Below are 20,475 nucleotides of genomic sequence, written 5' to 3'. Positions count from 1 at the left end.
GTCGGTCTCTTATCCGTCAGCATTCGACGAGGCCCACTACATGAGCAAAGCGCCCTACGTACCGCCCAAGGTCTGGAAAAATGAAGCGCCATCCGGCGGCCAGTTCGCCAGCATCAATCGCCCGATTGCCGGGCCGACGCATGACAAAGCGCTGCCAGTGGGCAAACATCCGCTGCAGCTGTATTCGCTGGCAACCCCCAACGGCGTGAAAGTGACGATTCTGCTCGAAGAACTGCTGGCGCTGGGACACACCGGCGCCGAGTACGACGCGTGGCTGATCCGCATTGGTGAAGGCGATCAGTTCTCCAGCGGGTTTGTCGAGATCAATCCGAATTCGAAGATTCCGGCGCTGCTGGATCGTAGTGTCGAGCCGCCAATTCGGGTGTTCGAGTCGGGTTCGATTCTGCTGTATCTGGCAGAGAAATTCGGCGCCTTGCTGCCCAAGGACCTGGCGGGACGCACCGAAACGCTGAACTGGCTGTTCTGGCAAATGGGCGCGGCGCCGTATCTGGGCGGGGGCTTCGGGCATTTCTATGCTTATGCGCCGGAGAAACTCGAGTACCCGATCAACCGTTTCACCATGGAAACCAAACGGCAGCTGGATGTGCTGGATCGACGCCTGGCCGAGAGCCCTTATCTGGCCGGCGACAGCTACACCATTGCCGACATCGCGATCTGGGCCTGGTACGGGCAACTGGTGCGCAATAACGTTTACTCGGCGGCGGAGTTCTTGTCCGCGCAGGAATACACCCATGTGCAACGCTGGGCACAAGTCATCGCCGATCGACCTGCAGTGATTCGCGGAATGCGCGTCAACCGCACATGGGGCGATGAAGACACGCAAGTGCCCGAGCGCCATCAGGCCCAAGACCTCGACTGACCCCGTCATCCCCCTGTAGGAGCTGCCGCAGGCTGCGATCTTTTGATCTTGCTTTCCCAAAATTGAACTGAAGATCAAAAGATCGCAGCCTGCGGCAGCTCCTACAGGGGATCGGTGGTGGTGCAAGGCTGCCATTCGGCAAATGTGAAAATTTCGTTAACTAACTGACTCGTGAGGCTTTCTTCAGGCAATTCAATCTGACATTCTAATGCGAATACTTCTTGTATGCGCCTGCATCAGATTCGTTTTGGTATTACCTGGGGAAGCAGATTGATGTCGTTTCACACCATTCACCGTCGTTCCAACCTTTCGCCCAACCTCCTGGCCGTCGCCATTTGTATGGCCAGCATCGCACCGGTCATGGCCGATGATGCGTCGCCCGCCACGCCGGCAAACCCTGCACCGGCCACCACGCTGGAACTCGGTGCCACCGAAATCGGCGCCACGCAGATGGGCAGCACCACTGAAGGCACGAACTCCTACACCACAGGTCCGATGCAGACGGCGACCAAGTTGTCGCTGACCATGCGTGAAACGCCGCAGGCGGTGACCGTTGTCACCCGCCAGCGCATGGACGATCAGGCCATGACCAGCATCAACGACGTGGTGAAGGCCACTCCGGGTCTGTTCCTCAATCAGTCCAGCGGCCCGGGGCGACAGACTTACAGTTCCCGCGGTTTCGACATCGACACCATCATGTACGACGGCCTGCCGAGCACTTACTCGCCATTCTCGATGGCCGTGCAGCCGAACCTGGCAATGTTCGACCGCGTCGAAATCGTGCGCGGTGCAACAGGCCTCGTCACAGGCGCCGGCAACCCTTCGGCGGCGATCAACATGGTGCGCAAGCGTCCGACGGCCGATCAGCAAGTGACCCTGACCGGCGCGGCTGGCAGCTGGGATGATTACCGTGGCGAAATCGACGCCTCCAGCCCGCTCAATGAAAGCGGTACGCTGCGCGGCCGGGTGGTGAGTTCCTATCAGGGCGCGGACAGCTTCCGCGACAAAGAACAAAACGAACACGGCCTGTTCTACGCCATCGGTGAAGCCGACCTGAGCGACAGCACCACAGCCACCCTGGGCTTCTCGCGCCAGAACGAACAGACCAACTATTTCTGGGGCGGCCTGCCGCTCGGGGCCGACGGCCACCACCTTGACCTGCCCCGCTCCACCTACCCGGGCACCGACTGGGAAAACAAGAAGCTGCAGATCGACACCGTGTTCGGTGAAATCGAACATCGCTTCGACAACGACTGGAAACTGCACCTGGCCGGCTCATCCTCGACCCTCAATGGCGAGTTCTCCGGCACCTACCTGTCGCGTTACAAAGGCCCGCTGGAAACCACCGCCTATCAGTCGCATAACACCGACAAGCAGACCGCGTTCGACGCCTTCGCCAGCGGCCCGTTCGAAGCCTTCGGCCGCACCCACGAACTGGTCGTCGGCGCCAGCGACCGTGTCTACGACGCGACCTCCAAAGAGTACGACCCGTACACCACTGCATGGCCAATCGGCGCGCCAAAACCGAACTTCGTGCGCGACAGCAAAACCCGCACGGTGACCACGCAAGATGCCGTCTACCTGACCACGCGCCTGAGCCTCGCCGATCCGTTGACGCTGATCCTCGGCGGTCGTCTGGACTGGTACGACTACGATGACCGCACCGGCGATGGCGACTACAAGGTCACCCGCAACCTGACGCGCTACTCCGGCCTGATCTACAAGCTCGACGATCACCATTCGGTATACGCCAGCTACACCGACATCTTCACCCCGCAGACCTCCAAAGACCTCTCCGGCAAAGTGCTCGACCCGATCGTCGGCGAGAACTACGAGGTCGGCATCAAGGGCGAATACTTCAATGGCGCGCTCAATGCCAGTCTGGCCGTGTTCCAGATGGACCAGACCAACCGCGCCGCCCTTGCCGCCACCCAACTCGGTTGCCCGGTCATGACCTGCTACCAGGCTTCCGGCAAGGTGCGCAGCCAAGGCGTGGACATGGAACTGCAAGGTGCCCTGACCGAAAACTGGCAAGTCGGCGCCGGCTACACCTTCACCCGCGCGCATTACATCAAGGATGAAAATCCCGACAACGATAACCAGCGCTTCAAAACCGACATCCCCGAGCACCTGTTCAAGGTTTCGACGATGTATCGCCTGCAAGGCCCACTGGAGAAATTCCGTATCGGTGGCAACGTCTACTGGCAGAGCCGCCTGTACAACGACGTTCCGGTCGCCAACAGCACCTACCGCGTCGAACAGGGCAGCTACGCCGTCACCGACTTGATGGCCGGTTATGAAGTCAACAAACACTTGGATCTGCAGGTCAACGCGAACAACATCTTCGACCGCGTCTACTACTCCTCCATTGGCTATAACACCACCTGGGGCTCCACCGACAACTACGGCAATCCACGCAGCTACATGCTGACGGCCAAATACAAGTTCTAAGTCCGACGCATTAGTCATGGCTGGCAATAAGGGATAGTCTCTGCCTCGATACCCACTCGAAGCGCCAGCCCATGACCAACCCAGCGTTCTTCTCCGACATTGAAGCCATCCGCAACATTGACTCGGTGCCCGTGATCCTGAGCATGGTCAAGCACCTCACGGGCATGCGCTTTGCAGCGGTGGCGCGGGTCACCGAGAAAAACTGGGTGGCCTGCGCGGTCGACGACTCGATCGATTTCGGGCTCAAGCCCGGTGGCGAATTGGTGCTCGAATCGACCATCTGCCATGAAATCCGCCAACACCAGCAGCCGGTCATCTTCGGCCATGCCAGCACCCACCCGATTTTTTCGCTGCACCACACGCCGAAAACCTATGGCCTGGAAAGCTACATCTCCATTCCCATCGTCAAAGCCAATGGCGACTTTTTCGGCACGCTGTGCGCCATCGACTCAATCCCGGCGAACCTCGACGAGCCGGCCATCGCGAAAACCCTGACCCTGTTCGCCCAACTGATTGCGATGAGCCTCGACACGCAAAGTCATCTCGAAGCGACCAAAGCCGAACTGAGCAATGCCAATGAGCTGGGCCGGCTGCGCGAACAGTTCATCGCGGTCCTCGGGCATGACCTGCGTACACCGTTGAGCGCGATTCGCATGAGCGCCGATCTGCTGGAAACCAGGACCGAAGAGAAACGCTCGCTCAATCTGCTGTCGGCGATCCGCAAAAGCTCGGTGCGCATGGGCGTATTGATCGAAAACATCCTCGACTTTGCCCGTGGACGCCTGGGCGACGGGATTCCGGTCCGGCGCAAACTGGTGGATGACCTGCAGCAGACGCTGCAGCAAACCCTTGAAGAGGTGCAGATTTCGCACCCGCGAGCGACGTTCACGCACTCGCTGAACGTGCCGAGCGGCGTCTATTGCGATGCGCTGCGCATCAGCCAGTTGCTGTCCAATCTGCTGGGCAACGCGGCCACCCATGGCTCGACCAGCGCGCCGATCATCCTCAACGCTTTCGCTGAGAACGACGAAATCGTGATTTCGCTGACCAATCAAGGCACACCGATTTCAGCGCAATTAATGCCACTGCTGTTCGAACCGTTTTCCCGGTCCGAAGCCGGGCAGCGTAACGAGGGATTGGGACTGGGGCTTTATATCGCCGCGCAGATTGCGGCGGCGCACAACGGCACGTTGAGCGTCACCTCAACCGCTGAATCGGGAACCTGCTTTGTCGCGCGGTTCCCGGCGCAGTTCAAGTGGGTATGAGTTGGCGCTGACGGTTACACCGTCTGCCGGCGCATGGTCAGAATCGCCGCGCCGAAACCAATGAACGTTGTGCCCACCACCCGGCTGACCCAACGCGACAGCGCCGGGCGGGTCAACACGCCCTTGGCGCGAGACGCCAATGCGGCATAGATACTCAACGACGACACCGACAACGCCATGAAGATCGAGGTCAGAATCAGGAACTGCGGCAGCAACGCGGCGCCCTGATCAATGAACTGCGGAAACAATGCAGTGAAAAACATCGTGGCCTTGGGGTTGGTCACCGCCGTCAAAAAAGCCGACTTGTAGAGTTTGCCGCGCGTTGGCCGGGCCTTGGTCGCCTCACCTTCGAGCCCCTCTGGCAGCATCGGGCCCTTTTTGGACAGCTGCTTGACCCCGAGATAAAACAGGTACCCGGCGCCGATGATCTTCACCGCGTTGAAAAGAATCTCCGAACTGGCCAGCAGCGCGCCCAACCCCAGCATCGCCGCCGCCGACAGGCAGAACAAACCGCTGGCATTGCCCAGCGAAGACCAAATCGTGCTGCGCTGCCCGTGCGCCAGACTGTTGTTGATCGCCATCAAGGTTGCCGGCCCGGGGCTGGCAATGGCAATCGCGCCAACCAGGGTGAATGCCAGTATCGAGTGAGAATCCATTTTCGCTGCTCGTGGTCAAAGTGGTGCTGCATGTTACAGCAGCCAGGCGGTTTATTGCTTGGGCGGCTATACCTTCTTGCGTAGCGAAGCCATCGCCCTGAGGACATCATGACCGACCGCCAACACCTGCATCGCGAGGGTTTTGCCCTGCTCCGCCAGGCTATCCCGTGGCAATGGCTGAATGAGTTGCGTGCGGTGTTCGAGGCCGGTGTAAAACCGTCGACGCAATGGCCGACACCTCGCGGGGTGGACTGGCGCCATTCACAGTTGGACCTCGACGTGCGAATTCAGGCGACGTGCCGCCTACCGCAGTTACTGGCAGTGGTCGGCGAACTGATTGGCGAGCGATTTTTTCTGGCGCAAGTGGAGGGTCGCGAGCCGCTCGGCGGTGGCGGCCATCAGCCGCTGCATCGCGACCTGTCGGCGCAACGCCCCGGCGACAGGGTCAACGCCCTGGCGTATCTCGACGATTACGGCCCCGCTAACGGGGCGACACGCATTGTGCCCGGCAGCCATCGCCCCGAGCCACAAGCAGCGCCGCTGGATATCAATGACACCGGCGAGTGTGTGCAGCTATCGGGCTGTGCCGGGGACATTCTGGTTTTTGATGTCGACCTGGTGCATGCGGGCAGTTCGAACCTGAGCGGCGCACGTCGACGCACCCTGCTGATCAGTTATTGCGCGCAGACGCTCTATGCCTCAGAGGTGCAAACGGCGCCCTTGCGCGGGGTACGCATGGACACCCGCGAGCACTTTCAACCGTCGGATTTTGCCTACAGCCTGCGTCCCGTTTCAGGGGTCGACAAACCGCCCAGCCGCTACCAACATAGCGGCTTCTCTGAAAATGACAGCGAGGCAAGGTAATGAGCCAACCGACTATTCGTGCGTTGATCCTCGATGACTACGCCGACAAGGTCTTCCGTGAAGCGCACATCGACCGTCCTCAGCCGCAAGCCCATGAAGTGTTGGTGCGGGTCATCGCCAGTGGCGTCAACCCGATCGACTACAAGATCCGCTCCGGCAACGCGCCGTACGCCACGCCCGAGCTGCCGGCGATACTCGGCACGGACATGGCCGGGGTGATCGAAGCCGTGGGCAGCGACGTCACGCATTTTGCCGTCGGCGATGAAGTCTACGGCATGGTCGGTGGCGTACGCGGCTTGCCGGGCTCGCTGGCCGAATACCTCGCGGTGGATGCCGATCTGGTCTCGCGCAAGCCGAAAAACCTCGGGTTTCGTGAAGCCGCAGCGATTCCGCTGGTATTCCTCACCGCCTGGGAAGGTCTGGTCGATCGCGCCCACGTCCACGCCGGTCAGAAAGTGCTGGTGCATGGCGGCGCGGGCGGTGTCGGCCACATGGCCGTGCAAATTGCCAAGGCGCTGGGCGCTGAAGTGTTCGCCACGGTGTCGCCGGGCAAGCGCGCGATTGTCGAAGGTTACGGCGCCACGGCGATCGACTATCGCAACGAGTCGGTCGAGCACTACGTAAACCAGTACACCGGCGGCAAAGGTTTCGACGTGATCTACGACACCGTCGGCGGCAAGAGCCTCGACGATTCGTTTGCCGCGATTGCTCTTTATGGTCACGTCAGCAGTTGCGCCGCGTTTGGCACCCACAACCTGGCCACCGGCTCACTGCGCAGTGCGACGCTGTCGGGGATTTTCGTGCTGTTGCCGATGCTCACCGGCACAGGCCGCAAGCACCACGCCGAAATTCTCGGTTATGCCACGCGGCTGATCGAAGAAGGCAAGGTCAAGCCATTGATGCATCCGCAGCGCTTCCCCCTCAGCGAAGCCCGCCAGGCCCACGATGCGGTCGAGCAAGGCACCGGCGTCGGCAAGGTCGTGATCGACATCGCCTGACCTGCGCAATCCCGAGGCAAAAAAAACCCCGCGACCGAATGAAGGCGCGGGGCAAAAAATTGGTTGGTTGCGGCCAACCAAAGGAGCTCTTTCACAGATGTGTACGGGGTTTAATCAGATGCAATCCTGAGCGGCGCGTTCAAAACTCGAAGGCAGGTAGTTCGAAGCCAGCAAGTGACGCTCATAGAGGAACACCTTGCCGCCAGTACCGGCCTTGTAGGCTTCCAGCACGTTGTCGGCGGAAATCTTGCTCGGCACGACAATCCGGTAGCTGCGCTGGGTTTGCGAGACGGTCGGATTCAGCGCGCTGCCCTGCAGCTTCGGCACCACACAATCGGCGTATTGCGCCGGGGTCTTGCTGGTCTGCAAGGTCAGGGTCGGGTTGTTCGGCGCAGAGGCACAACCGGCGAGCAACAAGGAAGCAACAGCCATGGCAGGCACAAATAAAGGACGCATCGGCGTAATCCTGAATATAAAGGTTCGGTTCAACCGGCAACGGTTCAGCCTCACGGAGCCGCCGTTGCCATTTATGTTTTAAGTGTTCAGCTCGACGCCACCAGCGCCTTGAGCGACACATCGAATTGCTTCAACGCGGCAAATTGCAGGTCACGCTGCTTGTCGATCTGTGCAGCGATCGCCGGTGCGGCCTGGTTGTGCACCCAGACCGAAGGCAACTGCTGTTCCACCGCGCCTTCGGCCTTGCCGATGTATTGCAGGTCAGCGTCGTAGAACCGCGCAGTAAATCGCGCTTCCACCAGGCTGTTGCGTCGGGTCAGCAAGCGGTTGAAAGTATCGAGCTTGACCACGATGTCAGGGTGGGCCTGGACCAGCGCATCAAGGCTGTCGTAGACGGTCACCGACAAAAATTGTTGCTGCAGCGAACTCATCAACCAATCGATGGCCAGTTCCGGATCGGAACTGCCGACGAAGGCTTCACGGATACGCGAGTCGAGCGCATCTTTTGCGCCGTTGGCGGCCATCGCGTGGTAACGCTCAAGGTATTGCAGGTTCTCCAGGGTGTTCTCGCTGTACACCACACCCACCGTTTGCGAATGCCGCAAGGTTGCACTGCTGCCTTCGATGGGTTGCAAATGACACGACCGGGCATCGTCTGCGTAGGCCGGTGCAGCGGCAACCGCTCCGCCCATCAGCAGGGCGACCAGAGCCAGTCGGGTCAAAGTGTTCATCGCGCAAATTCCTTGAGCTGCGTGTTCGATGGGGGCGATTTTCCGCCCATTGCCAACAAAGCAGAACTTGCGTTTATTGATGGTCACTATTACTTCTAGCAATAGTTGCGCGACGTACAGACTGATACACACTCACTACAACTAGAAAAACATGAATGAGGGCCCCCTCTTTGAGAACGTTCGACCTGATCCGAGACGCTGTCCTGCCCGACTTTCGCGAGCGAGTGGCGGAGTACCTGGTCCAGTACGAAAGCGTATTGCTGGACAAAAACCCCCAAGACCCGCAACTGATCCGCGACACCGCCCATCAGTTGCGCGGTTATCTGCGCGGTCTGAACACCACCCGGGTGTTGGGCATGGCGTACTGGGAAGAGCTGGATCGTCGGGTAGTGGACACCTGGCTCGCGCCGCAGCAATGACCGACTAGACTTGCCGGGCTGTCCCCGACTGTCGAACCGGAGGTGTCCCGATGAGCAACACCGAACTCACTACATTCAACGGCTGGGCCGCCACGGCTGCTGGCGCCCCACTTGAGCGTTATAGCTACGATCCCGGCGCATTGGGCGATGAAGACATCGAAATCGCCGTGGAGTACTGCGGCGTCTGCCACTCCGATCAATCGCTGATCGACAACGACTGGGGCATCAGTCGCTACCCGTTCGTACCCGGCCACGAGGCGGTCGGCAAAATCGTGCGCATGGGCGCGCAAGTGCGCGGGCTGAAAATGGGCCAGCGCGTGGGCATCGGCTGGTACAAGGGCAGTTGCATGCACTGCTCCTCCTGTATCTCGGGCTCGCAACAACTGTGCGGCACGGCGCAACCGACCATCATTGGCAGCAACGGCGGCTTTGCCGACCGTTTGCGTTCGCACTGGGCGTGGGCGATTCCGGTTCCGGACAATCTCGATCCAGCGATGGTCGGGCCACTGTTCTGCGCCGGTTCGACGGTGTTCAACCCGCTGCTGCAATTCGGCGTCAAACCCACTGATCGGGTCGGTGTGGTCGGCATTGGCGGCCTTGGCCATCTGGCGCTGCGGTTCCTCAATGCCTGGGGCTGTGAAGTCACCGCCTTCACCTCATCGCTGAACAAACAGGATGAAGCCAAGCGTCTTGGCGCGCACAACGTCGTCGCCTCGACCGACAGCAGCGCGCTGAAAGCGATTGCCGGCACCCTCGATTTTCTGTTGATCAGTGCCAACGCCGACCTCGATTGGCCTGCCATGCTCGGCACGCTGCGGGCCAATGGACGGCTGCATTTCGTCGGCATCGTGCCCAATGCGATTCCGGTGCACGTGTTTGATCTGATCCCTCAGCAAAAATCCTTGTCCGCCTCCCCCGTCGGCTCGCCGGGCACCATGGCGACCATGCTCGAATTTTGCGCGCGGCATCAGATTCTGCCGCAAGTGGAGATGTTTCCCATGAGCAAGGTCAACGAAGCAGTCGACCACTTGCGCAGCGGCAAGGCGCGTTATCGCGTGGTGCTCGACGCCAGTCAGTAAGCCATCGGCGCGGCGGCGCATGCCGTTCGCGCCCGCCTCGATGCCAGTGGTCTGCGCGGCAATACCGCCTCTGCGAAAAAACCCTGCAAACGCTTACAATCGCCCGTCTCACTGCCCCTCAGACAGGCTCGCCCAGAAATGCCGCTCGACCCGCCAACGATGCTGACCCTTTCCATCGCTCTCGCAGCCGCTGCCGCGCTGTACCTGGCGATCGAATGGCGGAGCATCCGTGAACCTTCGCTGCTGTTCTGGAGCGCCGGTTTCGCCACCATTACCGTCGGTTCCACCCTCGCCCTGCTGCGCAGCAGTGGCTTTTTGCTGATCGGCATCTGGTTCGCCAACGGCCTGCTGGTCACCGCGCACTTTCTGTTTCTGCTGGGCGTTGCGCGCTTCACCCAGATACGTCTGTCCCGCGGCTGGTACCTGATCTTCCTCACCTGGCTGGTGATGTTGTTATTGCCCGACGGGCCACTGTGGTCAAAAGTCATGCTCGCGGCCAACTCGCTGCTGGTGGCGCTGGCAACGCTCAAGGCGAGCACGCTGCTGCGCCCGCATGGCAAATCGCTGAGCGTGGGCGCGGTGCAACTGCGCTATGTGCTGCTGATTCACGGAAGCTTCTATGTCGCCAAGGCCCTGACGGTGGTCATCCCCGGCACGCTGATCGATCTGGCGGCATTTCGCGGCGAGATCATCCAGATTTCGCTGGTTGAAGGTGCCATGGCGATCATGTTGATCGCGCTGTCGATGACCGGCACCGAACGCTACCGCCGGGAAAAAGAGATCGCGCGCCTCGCCGAACGTGACCCGCTGACCGCCCTCTACAACCGCCGCGCCCTGGAGAAACGCGCCGCGCGCCTGCTCGCCGACGTCTGCGCAGAACGCCCCGGCGCCCTGCTGCTGATCGATATTGATAACTTCAAACTGGTCAATGACCAATATGGCCATACCGCGGGCGATCGTCTGCTGATTGCATTGAGCGAAATGATCCGCTCGCTGCTGCCGCGCAATGCATTGACCGCACGCCTGGGCGGCGACGAGTTTGTCATTCTGCTGGGCGGCGCCTCAAACGAGCGCATCGTCGAGCTGGGCAACAGCCTGCGCGAACAGTTTCTGCGCACCACCTCACAGACATTCCCCACGCCCGAAGCCGTCACGTTGAGCATCGGCGCCAGTCTGTTCGAACAACCGCCCAGCAGCCTCACGGCGTTGATCGAACAAGGCGATGTCGCGCTCTACGAGTCCAAACGCGGCGGTCGCAACCGCCTGCGCCTGACCGGGCTCCCCACACAAGGATGACCACCACCATGTCCAGCCTCGACACTTCCCTGCAAGACAGCGCCGCGCCAGAAGGCGTTTGCTATGGCTGCGGCAGCAGCAACCCCCATGGCCTGCACATCAAAAGCCACTGGCATGAAGATGGCGTGCACGTCCTCGCCGAGCACGTGCCAGACGCCAAATACTGCGGCTGGCCCGACCTGGTCTACGGCGGGCTGATCGCGATGCTGGTCGATTGCCACTCCAACTGGACGGCGATGGCCTACCACTACCGCGCCGAACAGCGCGAACCCGGCAGCCTGCCGCGCATCGATTGCGTGACCGGTAACCTGGGCATCAAATTCATCAAACCGACACCTATGGGCGTACCGTTGACCTTGCGGGCCAGGGTCGAGGGCGACATCGGGCGCAAGACTCGGGTGATCTGCGAGGTGTATGCGGGAGAGGTGCTGACAGCGGTGGGCGATTCAATCTTCGTGCGCGTGGACACCGGGCAACTGGCGGCGGCTGCGCACGGGCGCTGAAACCGGCGCGATGGCATCTGGCACCCGCCAGCCAAACAAAAACGCTCGCGATCAGCGAGCGTTTTTGAATACGGATAATTACAGACCGACTTGCTTCAAGCCGTGGCGCATGCCTTCGTCCGCCTGTTCGCACCATTGCTTGAGACTCAGCGACGCTGGCAGGCCGGTTTCAAGCTTCTGGTATTCACCCTCGACCAACACTTCGCCCTTACGGCCCTGCGCTTCGTTCTTGTCGCCGTCCTTCTTGTCTACTGGCCCCGGCATGCCCTCAACGAATGCGGCCATCTTGTCGGCATTCGCAGTGCTGTCAGCTTTGAGGAAACCCTTGTCGACGCAATGCTTGATCAGTCCGGTGGTGTTACGGCCCGAGTCGTAAACGCTTTTCAGCGTGGCGGCGTCGATTTCTTCGGCATGGGCAAGACTGGAAAAGCCGAAAGCGGCGGTCATGGCGAGGATCAAAGCGGTGTATTTCATATTTATTCCCTTAAATGTACAGCCACGGTTTCATTGATGAATTCGAGTGCGAGCGAATATCCAATCGCTCAAGCAAAAAAACAAGCGGTATTGCGCGATAACCCTCACGTTGAACGCACTGGCGACACCAACCGCTGCGTACGACAATCTTGCCGCCGCCAGCGCGCTTGCCGCAGACTCTGCGTCGCTCGCGACTCAACGCACAAGCGCATTAAGGACAATGAATGTCACTGATTTCACAACGTGTAGCACTGGCGCGCAATGGCGCCAACGACAAAGTGATCTGTCGGATGCCATCGGGCTGGGCCGTGATGGGGGATGTGCAGTTTTTGCCGGGCTACTGCCTGTTGCTGCCTGATCCGGTGGTACCGAGCCTCAACGATCTCGACGCCGAGGCCAGGGCGGCCTACCTGCTCGACATGGGCCGCCTCGGCGATGCGGTCTTGCAGGCCACCGACGCGCTGCGCATGAACTACGAAATCCTCGGCAATTCGGAACCGGAGCTGCACTGCCACCTGTTCCCCCGCTACGCCTCGGAACCGCAAGAGAAACGCAAAATGCCCGCGTGGTTCTACGACTGGAAAAACGCAGTGCCTTACGCCGAGGACGTGCATGGCCAACTGCGCATCCGCATTGCGCATTTGCTGAACGCCGTGAACCCATAGCCGAACACCTGCGCCACAGGTTTTCAGTTGATGTTCGGCTGGGCATTTCAGCCAGGCAAACCAGCCACTTTGGCCCGCGCCGTGTGCAGTTTCTGGTAGCTCTCGATCAAGCGCAAATGCCGGTCGAGGCCTTCCAGTTTCATGCTCGTCGGGGTCAGGCCGTAGAAGCGCACGCTGCCGTTGACCGAACCGATCGCCGCGTCCATGCGCTCGTTGCCGAACATGCGGCGGAAGTTGGCTTCGTAGTCTTCCAGTTGCAGATCCTCGTCCAGTTCCATCTCCAGCACCACGTTCACCGCTTGATAGAACAAGCCGCGCTCGACGGTGTTGTCGTTGTACTGCAGGAACGCTTCGACCAGATCCTTGGCCTGATCGTACTTCTGCAGTGCGAGGCAGATCAGCAGGCGCAGTTCCAGAATGGTCAGCTTGCCCCACGGCGTGTTGTCGTCGAACTCGACGCCGATCAGCGTGGTGATTTCGGTGTAATCGTCCAGCTCGCTGTTTTCCAGGCCTTGGGCGAGGTTGCGCAGGCCGACCTTGCTGAGGCTGTGCAGGTTGAGGATGTCGGCACGGAATTGCAGGGCTTTGTTGGTGTTGTCCCAGATCAGGTCTTCGACCGGGTAGATCTCCGAGTAATCCGGCACCAGAATCCGGCAGGCCTTGGCACCGATGTGCTCGTAGACCGCCATGTAGACTTCTTTACCCATGTCTTCAAGGATGGCGAACAGCGTCGCGGCTTCTTCGGCATTGGAGTTTTCACCCTGGCCCGAGAAGTCCCACTCGACGAATTCGAAATCAGGCTTGTCGCTGAAGAAACGCCACGACACCACACCGCTGGAATCGATGAAGTGCTCGACAAAGTTGTTCGGCTCGGTGACGGCCTGACCCGAGAACGTCGGCTGCGGCAAGTCATTCAAGCCTTCAAAACTGCGACCCTGGAGCAATTCAGTCAGGCTGCGTTCCAGCGCCACTTCAAGGCTCGGGTGCGCGCCGAACGAGGCGAATACGCCGCCGGTGCGCGGGTTCATCAGGGTCACGCACATCACCGGGAATTCACCGCCCAGCGAGGCGTCCTTGACCAGCACCGGGAAGCCCTGCTCTTCCAGGCCTTTGATGCCGGCGAGGATGCTTGGGTATTTTTCCAGGACTTCCTGCGGCACGTCCGGCAGGGCCATTTCGCCTTCAAGGATTTCGCGTTTGACCGCGCGTTCGAAGATTTCCGACAGGCACTGCACCTGCGCTTCGGCGAGCGTGTTGCCGGCGCTCATGCCGTTACTGAGGTAGAGGTTTTCGATCAGGTTGGACGGGAAGTACACCACTTCATTGTCCGACTGGCGCACAAACGGCAGCGAGCAGATGCCGCGCTGGGTGTTGCCGGAGTTGGTGTCGAACAGGTTCGAGCCACGCAGCTCACCGTCGCGGTTGTAAATCTTCAGGGTGTATTCATCGAGGATTTCGCTCGGCAACTCGTCTTTCGGCCCCGGCTTGAACCATTGTTCGTCCGGGTAATGGACGAACTCGGCGTTGGCGATCTCTTCGCCCCAGAACTGATCGTTATAGAAGAAGTTGCAGTTCAGACGCTCGATGAATTCGCCCAGCGCCGAGGCCAACGCGCCTTCTTTGGTCGCACCCTTGCCGTTGGTAAAGCACATCGGCGAATGCGCATCGCGAATGTGCAGCGACCAGACGTTGGGCACGATGTTGCGCCACGAAGCGATTTCGATCTTCATCCCGAGGTCGGCAAGGATGCCCGACATGTTGGCGATGGTCTGCTCCAGCGGCAGGTCCTTGCCGGCAATGTAAGTGCCCGCGTCGGAACTTGAAGCTGGCATCAACAAGGCCTGCGCATCGGCATCGAGGTTGTCGACTTCTTCGATGATGAACTCGGGGCCGGTCTGCACCACCTTCTTCACCGTGCAGCGGTCGATGGAGCGCAGGATGCCTTGGCGATCCTTGTCGGAGATGTCTGCCGGCAACTCGACCTGGATCTTGAAGATCTGGTTGTAGCGGTTTTCCGGGTCGACGATGTTGTTCTGCGACAGACGAATGTTCTCTGTCGGAATATTGCGGGTGTCGCAGTACAACTTCACGAAGTAAGCCGCGCACAAGGCCGACGACGCCAGGAAGTAGTCGAACGGCCCCGGTGCCGAGCCATCGCCCTTGTAGCGAATGGGCTGATCGGCGATCACCGTGAAGTCGTCGAACTTGGCTTCAAGTCGAAGGTTGTCGAGAAAGTTGACCTTGATTTCCATGCGGGATTACCAGAATACGGCTAAACGAATGGCGGCATTATCCGGTTTTTCAGCGGGAAGTCTTGTGCTTTCGGGTTTCGCCGCTGATCGGCAACCCAGCCTTTAACGGGCAAATTGCAGCGGGTTCACTACGCTTTTCAGGGAGTCGCGCAGAAGAATCTGAACATTGCGTGCGCGCCACGGTTCTAGATTCAACAGACAGCGGATCAAGGACGAGCACATGGACATTTCCAGCTATGCGGCGCCCCTTCCACCCCGGCAAAGCGCCGTCACCCGGCGTCTGGCCGTCGCTGTCGGCGCGCTGTTCGTCGCGGGTGTGGTGGCAGCGACCATCGCCCTCCTCGGCATCACCAACCGCCTCGACCGTGAGGACATCGACAAAACCCGGTTTTACTCGGCCCGCGCCTTGGAAAACCGCATCACCGCGTCGAAAAACTACATCACCAGCTACGCCAACTGGACCACGGCTTACGAACACTTGAGCGGTGAGGTCGACACAGACTGGGCCTACACCGAGCAAAATATCGGCAAGACCCTGTTCACTACCGACGGCTACGACGGCGTCTTCGTGCTTGATCGCGAGCGCAGCAAATATGCCGTGGTGCGCGGGCAAATGGTCGATGCCGCCCTGTCCACATTCCTGCAACTGTCCACCACCGAACTGGTGGATCAGGTTCAGGGGCAAAGTGACCTGAGCCAGCCCGTCAGCCGCTACTCACTGTTCGAGGGCTGGCCAGCGCTGGTCTCGGCCGCCGCGATCATCCCCAATGATGAACGGCCGCTCGGTGACCCAAGGCAAACCTCGGTACTGGTGTTCATCGACAAACTGACGCCGACCAAACTGCGCCTGATCGGCAGCGGTTATGGCCTCAAAAACCTGACCCTGGCCCCGGATGAAACCCTCGCTCCCGACCGTCCCAGGGTGGCGCTGGACAGCACCGGATACAGCCTGATCGCCGACCTGGAGCGGCCGGGGCAAAACCTGTTGTGGTCATTGTTGCCAACTCTGGGCGCGACGATGCTCGTGCTGATGCTGCTGACCGCGTATTTCTTGCGCCATGCCCTGCGCTCCTCGCAATACGTCGACCAGAGTTTTCAAGTGATGCAGGCCTCGAATCAGGCGCTGGAAACCGCCAACCGTGGACTTGAGGCCAGTGAAGAGCGCTTTCGCGCAGTGGCTGAAGCGGCCTCGGACTGGATCTGGGAAGTCGACCGCGACCTCTCGCTGACGTATTTGTCGGCACGCTTCAGCGAGGTCACCGGTTACCCGCAAACCCTGTGGCTGGGGCAAGACATCGGCCAACTGCTGTTCTGCGACACCACGCCGCTGGAGTTGTGGCTGCGCAAGCTCGCCGAAGAAAGCAATGCCAGCGACTTGCGCTGCACCTACCGCGATGACTCCGGCCAGCCACGGCATTGTCGTCTGTCCGCCCGTCCGATCTACGATAAACACAGCGTGACAGGCTATCGCGGCACGGCCAGCGACATCACCGACGAAGTCGCCGCCCACGCGCAAATCCAGCACCTGTCGATGCACGACGCGCTGACCGGCCTGCCCAACCGCAACAAGCTCGCGCGCTATCTGGATGACGCCCTGCTGCTCAAGGAACACGCGCCGGCGCTGGCGCTGTTGATGATCGATCTGGACAATTTCAAACCGATCAACGATTCACTCGGCCATCCGGCCGGCGACGCGGTGTTGCAGGAAGTCGCCGCGCGCCTGCGCGAATGCACCCGCGAACATGACATCGTCGCCCGGCTCGGCGGCGATGAGTTTGTCGTGGTGCTCAACGGCATGGACAGCCGCCACGAGATCGACAAGTTCTGCACGCGCCTGATCGGCAGCCTGCACCAGCCGATCGTCTTCGAGCATCACCCGCTGTACGTCGGCGCCAGCATCGGCATCGCCCTCAGCCGTCGCCACGGTTACGTGCCCAGTGAACTGATCCGCTACGCCGACATCGCGCTGTACCAGGCCAAGTCCGAAGGCAAAAACACCTGGTGCTATTTCGAAGCGCACATGAGCGACCAGATCCAGACGCGCCGGCAAATGGAAGATGACTTGCGCCATGCGCTGCAGCACGACGAATTCGTCCTGCACTATCAGCCGCGCTACAAGGTCGATGGCAAGCAGATTGTCTCGGTCGAAGCGCTGGTGCGCTGGCAGCATCCGAGCAAGGGCCTGCTCGGCCCGGACCTGTTCATTCCGCTGGCAGAGCAGACCGACCTGATTGTTCCGCTGGGCCGCTGGGTCTTGCGCGAAGCCTGCGAAACCGCACTTGCATGGCCGGAAGACATTCTGCTGTCGGTCAACCTGTCCCCCGCGCAATTTGCCGCCAGCGACGTGGTCGAAGAAGTCCGCGAAGTGCTGATCCAGACGCGCTTCCCGGCCAGTCGGCTGGAACTGGAGATCACCGAAAACGTCATGCTCAACGACACCGACGGCGCGCTGACCACCATGAATGCCCTCAAGGAACTGGGCGTGCGCCTGAACATGGATGACTTCGGCACTGGTTATTCATCCCTCGGCTACCTGCGTGCCTATCCGTTTGACGGGATCAAGATCGACAAGCGTTTCATCGCCTCGATCAGCAGCGGCACCAACGACCGCGCGGTGGTGCAAGCGATCATCGGATTGGGCAAAGCCATGGGCCTGACCGTTACCGCCGAAGGCGTCGAGACCGAAGAACAACTGGCGATTCTCGGCAAGGATCAGTGCAACGAAGTACAGGGTTACTTCATGAGCCGGCCGATCGACAAGGCCGCTTTCGCCGATCTGCTCAATGCCTCCAGAGACCCGCATTCGTCGGGCTCGGCCACCAGCCGAAAAGGTCGCGTGACCTGAATGGCCGCTGTCCGCAAAAACGCTTTCGGCCACCTTCGCCACGGTTATTTGCAACCTCCTCCGGCCCCCTTTCATGCAGGCTGCATGACGGCCAATGGCCCCGTGCGCGCGGCACTACCGACCTAGACACCTGCAACGAGCAGCCAGGGTTGGCATGACAAATGCGCAGGTTTACCAGCGTTAGCGTGTCGAAAACGACCGCCCGTGTTTATGCCATGACAGCAGAGGAATACCCCATGAATGCCATCGACCTGCTCAAAGCCGATCATGAAAAAGTCAAAGCGCTCCTCACTCAGCTCAGCGAATCGACTGAGCGGGCCCTGAAAAAACGCATGGAGCTGTTGGGCAAACTGGAGATGGAGATTTCAATTCACACGCGCCTCGAAGAAGAAATCCTCTACCCCGCCTTCAAAGCTGCCGGCACCAAGGAACAGGACATCATGTACTTCGAAGCGAAGGAAGAGCATCGCACCGTCGACTCGCTGGTGCTGCCGGATCTGAAAATCACCGATCCGGGTTCCCCTGAGTTTGCGGGACGGGTCAAGGTCGTCAAGGAGTTGCTGGAACATCACATCGAAGAGGAAGAAACCGAAATGTTCCCGCAAGCGAAAAAACTCTTGGGCAAAGCCAAACTCGATGAGCTGGGCGCTCAAATGGAAGCCATGAAAGCCAGCTGCAAGAAAGAAATGGCGGCGGGCAACATGGCAGCGTAAACCTCACCCCTATGAGGCTCGGCCATTGGCCGAGCCTTTTTTATTGCCGCGCCCGGCGCTATTGCGTACCGGTGAAGACGCTGCCGGCATCGCGCACCAACTGGCGCCACTCGGCGCTGGTGATCAGCCCCTGCTCTTCCATTTCGTCGGCGGCTTTGAGCAACTCGTCATATTGTTCTTCCGGGTCCAGGCGCATCTGCGATTGGGTTGCCAGTTTGCGCCATGCCGCCAGTGATTGTTTTTTTTGCTGATCGAACATAGGGACTCTCTCCTGAAGGCTCATTCGGTAGAGAGAGGTACGTTCGCGACGTTCAGCGCAGTCGACGGGTGGCGCCGTAGTGCCTTGCAACCATGGGTATTTTCAAACGTGCTCTTCCAGGCGCTCCAGTCGCTGGGACTGCCCTTGCCACTGCATCGCGTCGGCACAGCGAAAGGCGTGGCGGCCGTTGATTTCCAGTGCCGAGGTGAAGAAGAACTGCCCGACCGTGAGTTCGCCCACCGCATAGATCTGCCGCGTGCCTGCAGCCCGGCCCTCAAGGCGATAGCTGTCGGGGTCGACGCAGATGCCGCCCATGGCATGCGCCGTGGCCGTGCCGTTCTTGATCAGCGCAGCGAGCAACGCCGAGTCCAACAGTTGCGCATCACGCGGGAAACCTGTGGCGTGGATCAGCCGATCGTAAACGTGCGCCCAGCCTGCGCCCTTCAATGTCAGGCCCTGCGCATCTGCCGGCGCTGAAGCAAACGCTCCGGCGACGAATTCGAGCTGGCCGCTGCGCAGGTAGCTAAGGATCTTGCGCGCATTTTCGCTGGGGATCGACACGCGATAGGCCATGAAAAAGCTGAAATATTCGCTCATGAACCGCGCCTGCGCGCCGTCGTCCAGCGCTTGCCACACGTGTTCGATAAAGCCGTTGGTGGCATAGAGAATCGCCTGCCAGATGCGCGGCGCCCGGGAGACGTTGAGTTCGTCCTCGATAAAGCGCAGCACGTCCGTCGGTGGCGCCGGCATCGGGATCACCGCGGTGGTCGACGCCGGGTCATGCGCGGCCAGTTCCTTGCGAAACAGCGCAACCAGATCACTGATCTGCAGCGGCCCGTTTTGCGCAACCAGCGCACGCACGCCCTCGCGTGTCAGATACTTGAGTTCGACGCGCTCCTGGGTGCCGCGCACCACCGGAAAATAGCCGCTGCGCGAATGCATGCGAATTGGCCCACGGTGCCCACCTTCGACCAAGGCAATCACCGTGTCGATGGCGCTCAAGCGCGCACCGATCACCGCCACGCGCTCGTCCGGGTCGATAACCCTGAGCAGGCGCGATACCGGATAGGGCGTCGGCAAGACGCGTGCATCGTGCCGAGCCGGGTCGATTTTCTTGCCCAGCGGGCCACAGAACAACAAGACCTTTTGCGTGGCGATACTCACCCCGCAGCGCGTGCGCACGGTCTCGGTGCCGTCGATCGGATCGATGGCGCAGACTTCCGCGTGCATCAACACGATCTGGCAGCCGAGTGACGCGCCACGCAGGACGATTTTCCTGATCTGATGTTGCAGGTAGACACCGAACAATGCGCGCGGCGCAAAGCTTTCCGCCGCCGGTTGAAACGCGGGAAACGCGCTGCGCCAGGCGCTCGGGTGTTCTTCGAGCCAGCGCTGGAAATGCCCCGGCTGATCGGGATAAGGCGTGATGAAAGCGGTTTTGGTGTTGAGAATATTGCTCTGCAGGTCGGCTTCATAAGCAGCGCCCGGGCCAAAGTCCTGGCGTTTTTCGAACAGGTAAATCACCCCGGCCGGCGCACTGCCGGCAGCGACGCGGTCGAGATGACGTTGCAGGAATGCGACAGCCGTCGCGCCGCAGCCGACGATTGCAAAGGCACTTTTCATCAAGGTATTTCCTTATAGTGAACCGCTTCCAACGTTGGCTTCAGCC

19 protein-coding genes are annotated in these 20,475 nt (G+C 60.3%); 12 read left to right on the top strand and 7 right to left on the bottom strand.

Annotation, left to right across the window (positions count from 1 at the left end):
• Positions 1-40 precede the first annotated feature (40 nt).
• The 3 genes from yghU to EJA70_RS03660 all read left to right on the top strand — a co-directional run bounded on the left by yghU (position 41) and on the right by EJA70_RS03660 (position 4,596).
• Positions 41-880 carry a glutathione-dependent disulfide-bond oxidoreductase gene (yghU, locus tag EJA70_RS03670; RefSeq protein WP_158829704.1) on the top strand — a complete coding sequence of 280 codons (840 nt, stop codon included), beginning with the start codon at positions 41-43 and terminating at the stop codon, positions 878-880.
• A gap of 273 nt (positions 881-1,153) precedes the next feature.
• Positions 1,154-3,331: a TonB-dependent siderophore receptor gene (locus tag EJA70_RS03665; RefSeq protein ID WP_158829702.1), complete on the top strand. Its 2,178-nt coding sequence runs from the start codon at positions 1,154-1,156 to the stop codon at positions 3,329-3,331.
• A 71-nt stretch (positions 3,332-3,402) separates the two neighbouring features.
• Entirely contained in the window at positions 3,403-4,596 is a 1,194-nt protein-coding gene (locus EJA70_RS03660; RefSeq protein ID WP_158829700.1) for a GAF domain-containing sensor histidine kinase, read from the top strand.
• Positions 4,597-4,610: 14 nt separating this feature from the next.
• Here the strand turns inward: EJA70_RS03660 and EJA70_RS03655 are convergent, their stop codons facing one another.
• Entirely contained in the window at positions 4,611-5,252 is a 642-nt protein-coding gene (locus EJA70_RS03655; RefSeq protein ID WP_158829698.1) for a LysE family translocator, read from the bottom strand.
• A gap of 108 nt (positions 5,253-5,360) precedes the next feature.
• Between EJA70_RS03655 and EJA70_RS03650 the strand changes: the two genes are divergently transcribed.
• Positions 5,361-6,116: a phytanoyl-CoA dioxygenase family protein gene (locus tag EJA70_RS03650; protein WP_158829696.1), complete on the top strand. Its 756-nt coding sequence runs from the start codon at positions 5,361-5,363 to the stop codon at positions 6,114-6,116.
• Positions 6,116-7,114 carry a zinc-dependent alcohol dehydrogenase family protein gene (locus EJA70_RS03645; protein ID WP_158829694.1) on the top strand — a complete coding sequence of 333 codons (999 nt, stop codon included), beginning with the start codon at positions 6,116-6,118 and terminating at the stop codon, positions 7,112-7,114. The genes EJA70_RS03650 and EJA70_RS03645 overlap by 1 nt, the downstream gene beginning before the upstream one ends.
• A gap of 114 nt (positions 7,115-7,228) precedes the next feature.
• On the opposite strand, the gene EJA70_RS03640 is transcribed toward EJA70_RS03645, so the two are convergent.
• Complete coding sequence (locus EJA70_RS03640) at positions 7,229-7,570, bottom strand: hypothetical protein (RefSeq protein WP_158829692.1); 342 nt, start codon at positions 7,568-7,570, stop codon at positions 7,229-7,231.
• Between the two features lie 86 nt (positions 7,571-7,656).
• Positions 7,657-8,301, bottom strand: a complete 645-nt coding sequence (locus tag EJA70_RS03635) for a class II glutamine amidotransferase (protein WP_158829690.1) — start codon at positions 8,299-8,301, stop codon at positions 7,657-7,659.
• Between the two features lie 170 nt (positions 8,302-8,471).
• Between EJA70_RS03635 and EJA70_RS03630 the strand changes: the two genes are divergently transcribed.
• The 4 genes from EJA70_RS03630 to EJA70_RS03615 all read left to right on the top strand — a co-directional run bounded on the left by EJA70_RS03630 (position 8,472) and on the right by EJA70_RS03615 (position 11,598).
• Positions 8,472-8,720: a hypothetical protein gene (locus EJA70_RS03630; protein WP_008086367.1), complete on the top strand. Its 249-nt coding sequence runs from the start codon at positions 8,472-8,474 to the stop codon at positions 8,718-8,720.
• A 50-nt stretch (positions 8,721-8,770) separates the two neighbouring features.
• Positions 8,771-9,799, top strand: coding sequence for an NAD(P)-dependent alcohol dehydrogenase (locus EJA70_RS03625; RefSeq protein WP_158829688.1), 1,029 nt, complete (start codon positions 8,771-8,773; stop codon positions 9,797-9,799).
• A gap of 138 nt (positions 9,800-9,937) precedes the next feature.
• Complete coding sequence (locus EJA70_RS03620; RefSeq protein WP_158829686.1) at positions 9,938-11,095, top strand: GGDEF domain-containing protein; 1,158 nt, start codon at positions 9,938-9,940, stop codon at positions 11,093-11,095.
• A gap of 8 nt (positions 11,096-11,103) precedes the next feature.
• Positions 11,104-11,598, top strand: a complete 495-nt coding sequence (locus tag EJA70_RS03615; RefSeq protein WP_158829684.1) for a PaaI family thioesterase — start codon at positions 11,104-11,106, stop codon at positions 11,596-11,598.
• A gap of 78 nt (positions 11,599-11,676) precedes the next feature.
• On the opposite strand, the gene EJA70_RS03610 is transcribed toward EJA70_RS03615, so the two are convergent.
• A complete protein-coding gene (locus EJA70_RS03610; protein WP_158829682.1) occupies positions 11,677-12,072 on the bottom strand; it encodes a hypothetical protein in 396 nt (131 codons plus the stop codon).
• A 224-nt stretch (positions 12,073-12,296) separates the two neighbouring features.
• On the opposite strand from EJA70_RS03610, the gene EJA70_RS03605 reads away from it, so the two are divergent.
• Positions 12,297-12,737 carry an HIT family protein gene (locus EJA70_RS03605; RefSeq protein ID WP_158829680.1) on the top strand — a complete coding sequence of 147 codons (441 nt, stop codon included), beginning with the start codon at positions 12,297-12,299 and terminating at the stop codon, positions 12,735-12,737.
• A 47-nt stretch (positions 12,738-12,784) separates the two neighbouring features.
• Here the strand turns inward: EJA70_RS03605 and EJA70_RS03600 are convergent, their stop codons facing one another.
• Positions 12,785-14,989, bottom strand: a complete 2,205-nt coding sequence (locus EJA70_RS03600) for an OsmC domain/YcaO domain-containing protein (RefSeq protein WP_158829678.1) — start codon at positions 14,987-14,989, stop codon at positions 12,785-12,787.
• A 220-nt stretch (positions 14,990-15,209) separates the two neighbouring features.
• On the opposite strand from EJA70_RS03600, the gene EJA70_RS03595 reads away from it, so the two are divergent.
• A complete protein-coding gene (locus EJA70_RS03595; RefSeq protein ID WP_158829676.1) occupies positions 15,210-17,834 on the top strand; it encodes an EAL domain-containing protein in 2,625 nt (874 codons plus the stop codon).
• 236 nt (positions 17,835-18,070) lie between these two features.
• Positions 18,071-18,547: a hemerythrin domain-containing protein gene (locus EJA70_RS03590; protein WP_008086384.1), complete on the top strand. Its 477-nt coding sequence runs from the start codon at positions 18,071-18,073 to the stop codon at positions 18,545-18,547.
• 58 nt (positions 18,548-18,605) lie between these two features.
• On the opposite strand, the gene EJA70_RS03585 is transcribed toward EJA70_RS03590, so the two are convergent.
• On the bottom strand, positions 18,606-18,806 hold the full coding sequence (locus tag EJA70_RS03585) for a hypothetical protein (RefSeq protein WP_008086386.1): 201 nt from the start codon (positions 18,804-18,806) through the stop codon (positions 18,606-18,608).
• Between the two features lie 102 nt (positions 18,807-18,908).
• Complete coding sequence (locus EJA70_RS03580) at positions 18,909-20,429, bottom strand: FAD/NAD(P)-binding protein (RefSeq protein ID WP_158829674.1); 1,521 nt, start codon at positions 20,427-20,429, stop codon at positions 18,909-18,911.
• Positions 20,430-20,475: the final 46 nt, after the last annotated feature.

Source organism: Pseudomonas sp. PB103, assembly GCF_009764635.1.
In the GTDB taxonomy this organism is placed as follows: Bacteria; Pseudomonadota; Gammaproteobacteria; order Pseudomonadales; family Pseudomonadaceae; genus Aquipseudomonas.
This window is presented reverse-complemented; position numbering and strand designations above follow the sequence as displayed.